The 12,602-nt window shown below is 63.1% G+C and carries 15 protein-coding genes; 9 read left to right on the top strand and 6 right to left on the bottom strand.

Annotated elements, in window-relative coordinates; genetic code table 11:
• From pheS to infC, 5 genes are all read right to left on the bottom strand, one after another.
• Entirely contained in the window at positions 1-1,086 is a 1,086-nt protein-coding gene (pheS, locus tag NKJ81_RS06500) for a phenylalanine--tRNA ligase subunit alpha (protein ID WP_352539998.1), read from the bottom strand.
• 96 nt (positions 1,087-1,182) lie between these two features.
• Positions 1,183-1,584 carry a 50S ribosomal protein L20 gene (gene rplT, locus NKJ81_RS06495; protein ID WP_006201247.1) on the bottom strand — a complete coding sequence of 134 codons (402 nt, stop codon included), beginning with the start codon at positions 1,582-1,584 and terminating at the stop codon, positions 1,183-1,185.
• A gap of 35 nt (positions 1,585-1,619) precedes the next feature.
• Positions 1,620-1,823 (bottom strand): 50S ribosomal protein L35, encoded by a 204-nt coding sequence (gene rpmI / locus NKJ81_RS06490; protein WP_006201248.1) that lies wholly within the window; start codon positions 1,821-1,823, stop codon positions 1,620-1,622.
• A 191-nt stretch (positions 1,824-2,014) separates the two neighbouring features.
• Positions 2,015-2,656: a methyltransferase family protein gene (locus NKJ81_RS06485; RefSeq protein ID WP_352472560.1), complete on the bottom strand. Its 642-nt coding sequence runs from the start codon at positions 2,654-2,656 to the stop codon at positions 2,015-2,017.
• Positions 2,657-2,856: 200 nt separating this feature from the next.
• Entirely contained in the window at positions 2,857-3,393 is a 537-nt protein-coding gene (gene infC, locus NKJ81_RS06480; protein WP_023677573.1) for a translation initiation factor IF-3, read from the bottom strand.
• 215 nt (positions 3,394-3,608) lie between these two features.
• On the opposite strand from infC, the gene NKJ81_RS06475 reads away from it, so the two are divergent.
• The 4 genes from NKJ81_RS06475 to NKJ81_RS06460 all read left to right on the top strand — a co-directional run bounded on the left by NKJ81_RS06475 (position 3,609) and on the right by NKJ81_RS06460 (position 6,984).
• Positions 3,609-4,376, top strand: a complete 768-nt coding sequence (locus tag NKJ81_RS06475; RefSeq protein WP_352472561.1) for an alpha/beta hydrolase — start codon at positions 3,609-3,611, stop codon at positions 4,374-4,376.
• Between the two features lie 4 nt (positions 4,377-4,380).
• Positions 4,381-5,523 (top strand): benzoate/H(+) symporter BenE family transporter, encoded by a 1,143-nt coding sequence (locus NKJ81_RS06470; RefSeq protein WP_352472562.1) that lies wholly within the window; start codon positions 4,381-4,383, stop codon positions 5,521-5,523.
• 116 nt (positions 5,524-5,639) lie between these two features.
• A complete protein-coding gene (locus tag NKJ81_RS06465; RefSeq protein ID WP_352451639.1) occupies positions 5,640-6,128 on the top strand; it encodes a DUF2852 domain-containing protein in 489 nt (162 codons plus the stop codon).
• Between the two features lie 97 nt (positions 6,129-6,225).
• Entirely contained in the window at positions 6,226-6,984 is a 759-nt protein-coding gene (locus tag NKJ81_RS06460) for a M48 family metallopeptidase (RefSeq protein WP_352472563.1), read from the top strand.
• A gap of 73 nt (positions 6,985-7,057) precedes the next feature.
• Here NKJ81_RS06460 and NKJ81_RS06455 read toward each other — a convergent pair whose 3' ends face one another.
• Entirely contained in the window at positions 7,058-7,276 is a 219-nt protein-coding gene (locus NKJ81_RS06455) for a hypothetical protein (protein WP_254815955.1), read from the bottom strand.
• Between the two features lie 162 nt (positions 7,277-7,438).
• Between NKJ81_RS06455 and NKJ81_RS06450 the strand changes: the two genes are divergently transcribed.
• The 5 genes from NKJ81_RS06450 to NKJ81_RS06430 all read left to right on the top strand — a co-directional run bounded on the left by NKJ81_RS06450 (position 7,439) and on the right by NKJ81_RS06430 (position 12,576).
• Positions 7,439-8,098 (top strand): phosphoribosylanthranilate isomerase, encoded by a 660-nt coding sequence (locus NKJ81_RS06450; RefSeq protein ID WP_352540040.1) that lies wholly within the window; start codon positions 7,439-7,441, stop codon positions 8,096-8,098.
• Between the two features lie 33 nt (positions 8,099-8,131).
• Entirely contained in the window at positions 8,132-9,382 is a 1,251-nt protein-coding gene (gene trpB / locus NKJ81_RS06445; protein WP_352539997.1) for a tryptophan synthase subunit beta, read from the top strand.
• A 2-nt stretch (positions 9,383-9,384) separates the two neighbouring features.
• On the top strand, positions 9,385-10,224 hold the full coding sequence (trpA, locus tag NKJ81_RS06440; protein ID WP_352539996.1) for a tryptophan synthase subunit alpha: 840 nt from the start codon (positions 9,385-9,387) through the stop codon (positions 10,222-10,224).
• 37 nt (positions 10,225-10,261) lie between these two features.
• A complete protein-coding gene (accD, locus tag NKJ81_RS06435) occupies positions 10,262-11,188 on the top strand; it encodes an acetyl-CoA carboxylase, carboxyltransferase subunit beta (RefSeq protein ID WP_352539995.1) in 927 nt (308 codons plus the stop codon).
• A gap of 62 nt (positions 11,189-11,250) precedes the next feature.
• Positions 11,251-12,576, top strand: coding sequence for a bifunctional folylpolyglutamate synthase/dihydrofolate synthase (locus tag NKJ81_RS06430; RefSeq protein WP_352472565.1), 1,326 nt, complete (start codon positions 11,251-11,253; stop codon positions 12,574-12,576).
• Positions 12,577-12,602 lie beyond the last annotated feature (26 nt).

The following is a 12,602-nucleotide window of genomic DNA, read 5'->3' as shown; positions in this document are numbered from 1 at the left end:
TCACGCGCTCAAGCCCCCGAACAGCGTCGGCATGTCGAGCGGCCTAAAACCGTAATGCGAAAGCCAGCGGACATCGGCGTCGAAGAAGGCGCGCAGATCCGGCATGCCGTATTTCAGCATGGCGATGCGGTCGATGCCCATGCCCCAGGCGAAGCCCTGGTATTCGTCAGGATCGAGGCCACCGTAACGGAGCACATTGGGGTGGACCATGCCGCAGCCGAGGATCTCCATCCAGTCCGAGCCCTCGCCGAAGCGCACCTCGCCGGGCCGCGAACGGTCGCACTGGATGTCGACCTCGAGGCTGGGCTCGGTAAACGGGAAGAAAGACGGCCGGAAGCGCATCTTGACGCTCGGCACCTCGAAGAAGGCTTTGCAGAACTCCTCCAGCACCCATTTCATGTTGGCGACGTTGGCCGATTTGTCGATCACCAGCCCCTCGACCTGATGGAACATCGGCGAGTGGGTGGCATCCGAATCCTGCCGGTAGGTCTTGCCGGGGATGACGATGCGGATCGGCGGCTTCTGCATCTCCATGGTGCGGATCTGCACCGGCGAGGTGTGGGTGCGCAAAAGCTTGCGCTCGCCCTGCTCGTCCGGCTGGAAGAAGAACGTGTCGTGCATCTCGCGCGCCGGGTGGCCTTCCGGGAAGTTCAGCGAGGTGAAATTGTAATAGTCGGTCTCGATGTCGGGACCTTCGGCGATGGCAAAGCCGAGATCGCCGAAAATCGCTGCGATCTCGTCGATAACCTGGCTGATCGGATGGATGCGGCCGCGCTCGGCCGGCGATTGCCTGACCGGCAAGCTGACGTCGACCTTCTCGGCGGCAAGCCGTGCCGTGATCGCCACATCTTTCAGCTCGGCGCGGCGCGCCGAAAGTGCCTCGGTGACGCGGTTCTTGAGGCCGTTGATTGCCGGGCCCTTGACCTGGCGCTCCTCGGCGCTCATCGAGCCGAGCGTCTTCAGCATCTCGGAAACCGAGCCCTTCTTGCCGAGGGCCGAGATACGCACCGCCTCGATCGCCTGCTCGTCGGCGGCCGAGGCGATCTCGGCCATCAGGGAATTTTCGAGAGTTTCCATGTCACTCATGTTCCAGATCCGATTGGAAGCAAAGAAAAACCCGCGCCAGCCCTGCCAGCGCGGGTTTCCCAAATCAAGTGTCGAATAGCTTGGGAAGCGCTGGTCTTAAGCGACAGCGCTTTCAAAAGCATTCGGCGTGGTATTCTTCAGGTATTCGAGCGCGACCTTGGCCTTGGCCACGAGTGCGGCGAAGGCCTGCGGCTCGTGGATGGCCATGTCCGACAGGATCTTGCGATCGATCTCGATCCCGGCCTTGTTGAGACCGTCGATGAAACGGCCATAGGTCAGGCCATGCTCATGCGTCGCCGCATTGATGCGCTGGATCCACAGCGCGCGGAACGAGCGCTTGCGGTTCTTGCGGTCGCGATAGGCGTACTGCAGCGACTTTTCCACCGCCTGCTTGGCGATGCGGATGGTGTTCTTGCGACGGCCGTAAAAACCCTTGGCGGCTTTCAGGACCTTCTTGTGCTTGGCGTGCGAGGTGACGCCTCTCTTTACGCGTGCCATGTCATGATCTCCTTAACGCTGTCCAGACCGAATGCTCAGAGGCCGTTCGGCAGAAAATTCTTGATGACCTTCTTGCCATCCGGTTCAGCCAGAACCATCGTGCCGCGGGCATTTCGAATGAACTTGTTGGACCGCTTGATCATGCCGTGACGCTTGCCGGCCGCAGCCGACAGAACTTTACCCGTACCTGTGATCTTGAACCGCTTCTTGGCGGCCGATTTGGTCTTCATCTTGGGCATTTTGCTACTCCGTTTATATGCGCACCAATGCGCTTTTTGTTCGCTTCAGGCCGACCAAAGCCCGAAAAGCAAATGAAACCGCCACGGCATGCCCTGCCGGGCGGTTTTTTGGGAACGGCGGTCCTATACGTCAAAGCGGGGGCGCGCGCAACACCCCGTGCCCAGCAACACTGTACTCAGCAACACCGTACTCAGGGGAAACGGAACAGCACCGGCAATATGCCGGACTGCTGGGCGCCGTCGATCAGTTCGAAAGCCGGCAAGGCAACCAGGAAGACCAGACCGTCGAGCAGCGTGGTTCGCAGCAGGCGCGGCTTGAAGCCGCCGGTGTCGCCTTCCTGATACAGCGACAGTTTCGGGAAGAAGCGCGGCACTTTCAACAGGTAGGCCTGGTATGGCGCGCCAAGAACCTGCTTGAGGAATTTCTCCTCGCGCAGGATAACGATGTAAAAGGCACCCGCGCAGAGCGCTCCAAAGCCGATCGTGGCGGTGATGGAGCCGATCTGTGCGCCGACACCGGCGGCAGCTAAAGTAGAGAAGACATAGAGCGGGTTGCGGGTGATCGAATAGGGTCCGCCGGTCACCACTTCGGAGGATTTGCGTCCACCAATATAGAGCGTCGACCACAAGCGTCCGACAACGCCGAGAAAGATCAGCAGGACGCCGACCATTTCGATCGTTTCATGCACAGGCGTATCGGGCGGAAAAACCGACTGCCCGAACAAAAGCATAGCGAAAAGGACGACGACGACGACGGCAAGCACCATCCTGCGCGTGTGCTGGTAGCTGCCCAGCCCATATTTGGCTTCCGAATGCTTGACGTCATTGACCATGTCGGGAATCCGATCGTCGAGGGAACCAGAGCGTCTTTGCTCTCGCCGGCGATCGCAGCGTCTGGCCAAGAAACAGGCGCCCCGCCGATCGCCGGGACGCCTTGCAATATGATTCAGGCGGATTTAATGCACGTCGCGCAAAAGTGCGCAGCGGTTTTGCGACAACGACATGCACAAACAGAACTAAAGCGCAACGCGCTTTAGCGGGGCGCCAGCACCATCATCATCTGGCGGCCTTCGAGCTTCGGTTCGGCTTCGACCTTGGCGATGGGCGCCACTTCCTCGCGAACCTTGTTCAGAAGCTGCATGCCGAGTTCCATATGCGCCATCTCGCGACCGCGGAAGCGCAATGTCAGCTTGACCTTGTCGCCTTCCTCGAAAAAGCGCCGGACGGCCTTCATCTTGGTCTCGTAGTCGTGGCTGTCGATGTTCGGGCGCATCTTGATCTCCTTGATCTCGATGACCTTCTGGTTCTTGCGCGCCTCGGCCGCCTTCTTCTGGTTGGCGTATTTCAGCTTGCCGAGATCGAGGATCTTTACGACGGGCGGCACTGCATTGGGCGATATCTCGACCAGATCGAGCCCAGCCTCTTCGGCGAGCAGCAATGCATCGTTGATGGAGACATCGCCGCGGTTCTGGCCTTCGGCGTCGATTAGCTGGACCCGGGGAACCCGGATATCACGGTTGGAGCGCGGGCCTTCCTTGGTGGGCGCCGCTGCTTTGAAAGGTCTGCGAATGGCCGTGGTCTCCTTGAGCCGTTTCGTTAAGGGGTTCTTCGGTTCAGAATTGCGAACGCGCAATGTGGTGAGCGCGCGGTCGGAGTCAATAGCACAGCATTCTGAGGAAATCACCTGCTCGATGGAATGCTCCTCTGCACCAAGCGAAGAAAGTGGCGGAGCACTTTTCGTTGAATGCCTTGCTGTGCCAAAAGACCGGCGTGAGGGAATACACCATGACCACCACCCCGATCTTTCTGGACGTCGACGGGACGAGCATCGCCGTCAGGCATGCGACAGGTGCCGAGCCCGGCATCGTCTGGCTCGGCGGCTACAAATCGGACATGCTGGGCACCAAGGCCGAAACGTTGTCGGAATGGGCGCGCAAAGAAGGTCGCGCCTTTCTGCGCCACGATTATTCCGGCCACGGCGAATCGGGTGGCGCCTTTGCCGACGGCACCATCTCGAAATGGCTGGGCGAGAGCCTGGCGGTTTTCCGCCGCTTCACCCAGGGCAGGCAGATCCTGGTCGGCTCCTCGATGGGCGCCTGGATCGCGCTGCGCATGGTGCAGGAATTGCGCAAGGCGGGCGAAAACAGCATCGCAGGTCTTGTGCTGCTGGCCCCGGCGCCCGATTTCACATTCGAACTGGTGGAGCCGGTGCTGACCGGGGCGCAGAAGCGCAACCTCAGGAAAAAGGGCTTTTTCGAAGAGCCGTCGGACTATTCCGCCGAACCGTACATCTACACGCGCGCACTGATCGAGGACGGCCGCAACAACCGGGTGATGACCGGGCCGATCGACACGCACTGTCCGGTCCACATCCTGCAAGGCCTGGCCGATCCCGACGTGCCGTCGAGCCATGCGCTGAAGCTGGTCAGCCTGCTGCCGGCCGACGACGTCACGCTGTCGCTCATCCCCGACGGCGACCACCGCCTGTCGCGGCCGCAGGATCTCGACATGCTGGTGCGGGCGGTGGACGCTATGGTGCGGCAGGCGGGATAGAGACATGCGCATTTCCATTCCGGTGTCCGCCTTCGTGGCGGCGATCGTCGGCTTCGGCGGTACGCTGGCCATCGTCATTGCCGCCGCCAAGGCGGTCGGCGCAACGCAGGTCGAGACCGCAAGCTGGGTGACGGCGCTTTGCCTGGCGATGGCGATCGAGAGCCTGTGGCTGTCCTGGCGTACGAAAATGCCGGTCATCACCGCCTGGTCGACGCCAGGCTTGGCGCTGATCGCCGCGTCGACCGGCTTTTCGATGGGTGAGGCGGTTGGTGCCTTCGTCGTCACCGCGGTCCTGCTGATCACCACCGGCCTGTTCGGGCCCTTGACCAAGCTGATCGCCAGAATACCGGCGTCCGTCGCGTCCGGAATGCTGGCCGGCATCGTCGTCACCTTCGCCATCAATGCGGTGAAAACCGTTCCCGTCGACCCCTGGCTGATCCTGCCGCTGGTTGCGGCGTTCTTCGTCATCCGCCTGTTCAACCCGGCCCTCTCGGTGCTGCTGGTGCTGATCGGCGGCGGTCTCGCCGCCTTCCTCACCGGCCGGGTCGGCGGTCTGCCGGCACCGGAACTCTCGAGCTTGACGCTGGTGATGCCGCAGTTCACCGCCACTGCGATCATCGGCCTCGCCTTGCCGCTCTATCTCGTCACCATGGCCTCGCAGAACCTGTCCGGCCTCGCCGTGCTGAGGGCAGCCGGCTATCATCCCGAACCAGGGCCGCTGATCGGCGTCACCGGCCTGTTTTCGCTGCTGACGGCGCCGCTCGGCGCCTCGACCACCAATCTGGCGGCAATCTCGGCGGCGATCTGCACCGGGCCCGACGTGCATCCCGATCCGGCCGAGCGCTGGAAGACCGGGCCGTTCTATGCGTTGGCCTATCTCGTCTTTGCCCTGTTCGGCGCCTCGCTGGTGGCGATCTTCGCCGTATTGCCGCAGAGCCTGATCGCGCTGGTCGCCGGCCTGGCGCTGATGGCGCCGCTCGCCAATGCACTGTCGATCGCCTTGAAAGACGAGGACGAGCGGATGGCCGCCACCGTCACCTTCGCCGTCACCGCATCGGGGCTGACGCTGTTCGGCGTCGGTGCGGCGTTCTGGGGCCTGATCGCCGGATTGGTCGTGCTTTTCCTTGAAATGCTCAAAAAGCGATAATCATTTCAGCCGCTTGTCCGGTTTTGGCGGCTGCTGTCTTGAATCGCCGTTTTCTTCATCCCATTTCGATTCCACGCAGCCGGATTTGGCTGTCTCCAACTGAAGGATTGGAAGAAATGAACACATCTGCATTGATCCGTCCGGCCTGGACGCCGGCGACCATCGCGTTGATGGTGATCGGGTTCATGGTGTTCTGGCCGCTCGGCTTAGCCATGCTCGCCTACATCATCTGGGGCGATCGGCTCGAGGGCTTCAAGCGCGACGTCAACCGCGCCACCGACGGCATCTTCGCCGGTTGCCGCCGCGGTTCCGACAGGGCCGCGCGCTGGGGCCATGGCTCTGCACGCACCGGCAACGTCGCTTTCGACGACTGGCGCGAAAAGGAACTCGAGCGGCTTGCCGAGGAACGCCGCAAGCTCGACGAGATGCTGAGCGAGTTCGATGAATATGCCCGTGAATTGCGCCGCGCCAAGGACCAGGAAGAGTTCGATCGCTTCATGGCCAACCGCAACAAGTCGACGTCGCCCACGACGGGTGGGTCAACTGGCTCGACGACGAACAACAAACGCGGCGGCAACTCCACGCCAGGCCTGCTCGACGAGTAAGGTCCCGTGCCCAGATAGATAATCCAACGGCGTCGCGTCAGCGGCGCCGTTTCTTTTTTGTTCTAGTCGTTTCCCTCGAATCACGTATCGTCCCGGAATGTCCTTCGGCTTCTTCCGCACCCCGACGAAACCCAAGCCCACGCCCGTCGTGGAGCGCGAGCATTGCGTTGCCGGCCGCACGCTGCCGCTCAAGATCGTCGAGAACGACCGGGCGCGGCGCCTGACGCTGCGCATCGATTCCGGCGGCCGCGGTTTGCGCATCACCGTGCCGCCGGGGCTGCGCCGCGGCGAGGTGGAAAAATTCCTCGACCGCCATCAGGACTGGCTGGAGCAAAGGCTGGCCAAGGTACCCAACCGGCCGCAGGTGCGGCCCGGCATCAAGGTACCGGTGCGCGGTGTGCCGCATCGCATCGTCCATGAACCGTCGAAACGCGGAACCGTCACGCTGTCGCGCGACGAGCGCGGACCGCTGATGATCGTGCATGGCGAGCGTGTGCATCTGCCGCGCCGCATCGCCGATTTCCTGAAGCGCGAAGCCAAGCGCGAGATCGAGGCGCTGGTGACGAAGCACAGCGCGGCGATTGGCAAGCGAGCCAAGGCGATCCGGTTCAAGGACACGTCGAGCCGCTGGGGATCGTGCACGTCGGACGGCAATCTGTCGTTTTCCTGGCGCATCATGATGGCGCCGCGGCCGGTGATAAACTACCTCGTCGCGCATGAGGTGGCGCATCTCAAGGAGATGAACCACGGCCCGAAATTCTGGAAACTATGCGAGCAGCTTTGCCCGGATACCGAGCGCTGCAAGGACTGGCTCAAGCGCAATGGCGGCGCGCTGCAGGCGATCGCGTTCGAGTAGGATGCTTGTAGGGGCACGAAATGGAAACTGTAGCGATCCTTCGCGCCGGCCTCAATAGATTCTGCACTGCCGATCAATCGTCATTGGCCGCGTTCAACTCCTCCGGCCGCAACCCCTCATCGACATGGCGCGGCCAGGGCAGGAAATCCTTCTCGAAGGTCTCGTTGCTGAAATAAGCCAGCGCCCGGTGCGCCTCGGCGCCGTTGAAGGCTGCCTTGTCCATCAAATGAGCGATGACCTCATGGGCCTGCGCCAGCTTTTGCCTGAGTTCCGCGACGGTCTTTTCCGGCATGATGTTTGTTCTCCCGCCTCTGTGCCTGAGCAAGTAGCGTTGCGCTTATATTAGCAAGGTAGCGCGTTCCGCTCTTACATTAGCAAGGTAGCGCGTTCCGCGCTGGCGGCAAACAGGATGCTTTTTCTCGACTCTTTGGCCGTTTCATGCCAATCCCGCGCCATGGCGCTGGACATCAAGATATGCGGGTTGAAGACCGACAAGGCACTGGCTGCGGCATTGGCCGGCGGCGCCAGCCATGTCGGCTTCATTTTCTTTGCCAAAAGCCCGCGCTATGTCGAGCCGGCGGAAGCCGGCCGCCTGCGCGAAGCGGCGCGCGGCAAGGCCAAGGCGGTTGCCGTGACGGTCGACGCCAGCGATGCGTTCCTGGATGACATCGTTGAAAAGATGCAGCCCGATATGCTGCAGCTTCACGGCGCCGAGTCTCCCGAGCGGGTGGCCGAGGTGAAGGCCCGCTACGGCTTGCCGGTGATGAAGGCGCTGCCGGTCAGCGAGGCCGCCGATCTCGGGCGAGTCAAGCCCTTCATCGGCATTGCCGACCGCTTCCTGTTCGATGCCAAGCCGCCTAAGGGTTCGGAATTGCCGGGCGGCAACGGTCTTGCCTTCGACTGGCGCATTCTGGCTGGCCTTGACGCCGGCGTCGATTACATGCTTTCCGGAGGGCTCAATGCCGGCAATATCGGCGACGCCTTTCGGCTGGCGAACCCGCCCGGAATAGATGTTTCCTCGGGCGTGGAGAGCGCGCCGGGCGTCAAGGAACCGGCGCTGATCGAACAATTTTTCCGCGCCGTCGGGGCAGCACGCGACAACCGCGCCGCCTGACCACGCTTCAAACCACAGACCAGGAGATCGGCGATGGACAAGCCGGCGATACCGAATTCCTTCCGCACCGGCCCCGACGAGCAGGGCATGTTCGGCATTTTTGGCGGTCGTTTCGTTGCCGAAACGCTGATGCCGCTGATCCTCGAGCTGGAGAGGCACTGGAACGAGGTCAAGAACGACCCGGATTTCAAGGCCGAACTGACCGATCTCTCGACGCATTACGCCGGGCGGCCGTCGAAGCTCTATTTCGCCGAAGGCCTGACCAGGCATCTTCGTGAGGTGTCCTCGGCGAAGGGCCTCGGGGGCGGCGCAAAGGTCTATTTCAAGCGCGAGGACCTGAACCACACCGGCTCGCACAAGATCAACAACTGCCTCGGCCAGATCCTGCTCGCCAAGCGCATGGGCAAGACGAGGATCATCGCAGAGACCGGTGCCGGCCAGCATGGCGTCGCTTCCGCTACGGTCGCGGCGCGCTTCGGGCTTCCTTGTATCGTCTATATGGGCGCGACCGATGTCGCCCGGCAAAGCCCCAACGTCTTTCGCATGAAGCTTCTGGGCGCCGAGGTGCGGCCGGTGACCGCCGGCCACGGCACGCTGAAGGACGCCATGAACGAGGCCCTGCGCGACTGGGTGACCAATGTCGAGGACACCTACTACCTGATCGGCACCGCCGCCGGCCCGCATCCCTATCCGGAGTTGGTGCGCGACTTCCAGTCGGTTATCGGCACGGAGGCGCGCGCTCAGATCCTCGAGCAGGAAGGCCGACTGCCGGACACCATCATCGCTTGTGTCGGCGGCGGTTCCAACGCCATCGGCCTGTTCCATCCCTTCCTCGATGACAGGCAGGTTCGCATCATCGGCGTCGAAGCCGGCGGCCGCGGCCTCGACGGCATCGAACATTGCGCCTCGATGAATGCCGGCGCGCCCGGCGTGCTGCATGGCAACCGCACCTACCTCCTGCAGAACGCCGACGGCCAGATCATGGACGGCCACTCGATCTCGGCCGGGCTCGACTATCCCGGCGTCGGTCCCGAGCACTCATGGCTGCGCGACTCCGGCCGCATCGACTATGTGCCGATCCTCGACGACGAGGCGCTGGAGGCGTTCCAGCTGACGACACGCGTCGAGGGCATCATTCCGGCGCTGGAATCGGCCCATGCCATCGCGCAGGCGGTGAAGATCGTGCCTGATATGGACAAGGACCAGATCGTCATCGTCAACCTGTCCGGCCGCGGCGACAAGGACGTGCATACGGTGGCCAATATGCTGGGCATGGAGATCTGATCATGGCCACCCGTATCGACCGCCGCATGGCAAAGCTGAAGGCCGAGGGGCGACCGGCACTCGTCACCTATTTCATGGGCGGCGACCCAGACTACGACACGTCTCTGTCGATCATGAAGGCACTACCGGGCGCCGGCAGCGACATCATCGAGCTCGGCATGCCGTTTTCCGATCCGATGGCCGACGGCCCGGCGATCCAGGCGGCCGGCCTGCGGGCGCTGAAGGGCGGCCAGACTCTGGTCAAGACGCTGAAGATGGCCTCGGAATTCCGCGCCGGCGACAGTGAAACCCCGATCGTCTTGATGGGCTATTACAATCCGATCTACATCTACGGGGTCGAGCGCTTCCTGAGCGATGCGCTGGCCAGCGGTATAGACGGGCTGATCGTCGTCGACCTGCCGCCTGAGATGGACGAGGAGCTTTGCATCCCGGCACTCAGGGCCGGCATCAATTTCATCCGGCTGGCGACGCCGACCACCGACGACAAGCGCCTGCCCAAGGTGCTGCAGAACACGTCGGGTTTCGTCTACTACGTCTCGATGACCGGCATTACCGGTTCGGCGCTGGCCGACACCGGCAGGGTGGCGGCAGCGGTCAAGCGCATCAAGAGCCATACCGACCTGCCGGTCTGCGTCGGCTTCGGCGTCAAGACCGCAGAGCAGGCGCGCACCATCGGCGCGTCGGCCGACGGCGTCGTTGTCGGCACCGCGATTGTCAATGCCGTCGCCAACGTGCTGGGGCCGAAAGGCGAAAAGACTGCCGATCCGGCCGAGGCCGTCGCCACGCTGGTCAGCGGGCTTTCGCAAGGGGTTCGCGCGGCTCGCCTTGCTGCCGCCGAATAATCTTCCTACGTCTTCTTAAGGGACAGGAGCCGAAGCGATGAACTGGATCACCAATTACGTCCGTCCGAAGATCAATTCGATGCTCGGCCGCCGCACCGACATGCCGGAAAACCTGTGGATCAAGGATCCCGAGACCGGTGAAATGGTGTTCCATAAGGATCTGGAGCAGAACCAGTTCGTCATTCCGTCCTCCGGCCACCACATGAAGATATCGGCAAAGGAACGGCTGAAATTCTTCCTCGACGACGGCAAATACGAGACGCTGGAAAACCCCAAGGTCGTTCAGGATCCACTCAAGTTCCGCGACGAAAAGCGCTACATTGACCGGCTGAAGGATGCCAAGACCAAGACCGGCATGGAAGATGCCATCATCAATGCGCTGGGCACGGTCGAGGGCCTGCCGGTGGTGGTGACGGTGCAGGATTTTGCCTTCATGGGCGGCTCGCTCGGCATGGCGGCCGGCGACGCCATCGTGCATGGTTTCGAGGTCGCCTTGCAGCGCAAGCGGCCGCTGATCCTGTTTGCGGCCTCCGGCGGCGCCCGCATGCAGGAAGGCATCCTGTCGCTCATGCAGCTGCCGCGGACCACGATTGGCGTCGACAGGCTGAAGGAGGCCGGCCTTCCCTACATCGTCGTCCTGACCAACCCGACGACCGGCGGCGTCACCGCCTCGTATGCCATGCTGGGCGACGTGCACATTGCCGAGCCCGGGGCGCTGATCGGCTTTGCCGGACCGCGCGTCATCGAGCAGACCATCCGCGAAAAGCTGCCCGACGGCTTCCAGCGCGCCGAATATCTGATGGAACACGGCATGGTCGACATGGTGGTGTCGCGGCTGGAGATGCGCCAGACGGTTGCGCGGCTGCTGAGAATGCTGCTCAAGCTGCCGGAAGAGCAAAACCCGCGGGAGCCGGAAATTCTGCCGCCGGTGGCGATACCGGCCGAAGCCCGGCCGCAAGCCTGACGCGACATCACGCGGCGCGAGCGGCTGTTGTGTGCCGTTGTGCGCGCGCGTAGGATTCCTTCATGACCACGCTTGCCGCCGACCGCGAAATCGAAAGCCTGATGGCGCTTCACCCGAAGGGCTTCGACCTTTCGCTCGACCGCATTTCGCGGCTGCTCGAGCGGCTCGGCAATCCGCAGGACCAGCTGCCTCCGGTCATCCACATCGCCGGCACCAACGGCAAGGGCTCCTGTGCTGCTTTTTCACGGGCGCTGCTCGAAGCCGCCGGCTACCGCGTCCACGTCCACACCTCGCCACATCTGGTGAACTGGCACGAGCGCTACCGGCTGGCCGCAGATGGCGGCGGCAGGCTGGTGGACGACAAGGTCTTCGCCGAAGCCATCGCCCGCGTCGCCAAAGCCAATCAAGGCCAGAAGATCACCGTCTTCGAAATCCTCACCGCCGTCACCTTCCTGCTGTTTTCCGAACATCCAGCCGATGCCGTCATCCTCGAGGTTGGCCTTGGCGGCCGCTTCGACGCCACCAATGTCATCGCCGAGCCGGCCGTGTCGGTGATCATGCCGGTGTCGCTCGACCACGAAGCCTATCTCGGCGACCGCGTCGAGCTGATCGCCGCCGAAAAGGCCGGCATCATCAAGCGCGGATGCCCGGTCGTCATCGGCGCGCAGGAAAGCGAGACGGCCCAGCAGGTGCTCATCGAAACCGCCGAGCGGCTCGACTGCCCCGCCTTCGTCTATGGCCAGGATTTCCTTGCCTATGAGGAAAACGGGCGCATGGTCTATCAGGACGAAGACGGATTGATGGACCTGCCGCCGCCGCGCCTGCCGGGGCGCCATCAATTCGCCAATGCGGCGGCGGCGATCGCGGCGGTCAAGGCGGCGGGCTTCGAGATCAGCCACCGCGCTGCCGAGAAGGCGATGGCGAATGTTGCCTGGCCGGGCCGCATGCAAAAGCTGCCGCAAGGACGGCTGAGCGAACTGGCGCCGAAGGGCGCCGACATCTGGCTCGACGGCGGCCACAATCCCGGCGCTGGCGTGGTCGTCGCCGAGGCGCTGGCCGAGCAGGAGGAAAAGAACCCGCGTCCGCTGTTCCTGATCTCGGGTATGATCAACACCAAGGACCAGAGCGGCTATTTCCGCGCCTTCAAAGGGCTGGTCCGGCATGTCTACACCGTGCCGGTGAGCCTGAGCGACGCGGGCGTGCCGAACGACGAGCTGGCGACCCGCGCCATCGAGGCCGGCCTGTCGGCCGAACCGGTCAGTTCCGTCGCCAATGCGCTGATGCTGCTGCGCGACACGTGGGACGGACCGCCGCCGCGCATCCTGATCGGCGGGTCACTTTACCTGGCCGGCGCGGTGTTGGCCGAAAACGGCACGCCGCCGGTTTGAGGCGTGCTTCAGCCGGGCCACGGTGA

Source organism: Mesorhizobium sp. M0018, from assembly GCF_040323955.1.
Classification (GTDB): Bacteria; Pseudomonadota; Alphaproteobacteria; order Rhizobiales; family Rhizobiaceae; genus Mesorhizobium.
The sequence above is the reverse complement of the archived record's forward strand: the minus strand, read 5'-3'. Positions and strand labels throughout refer to the sequence as shown.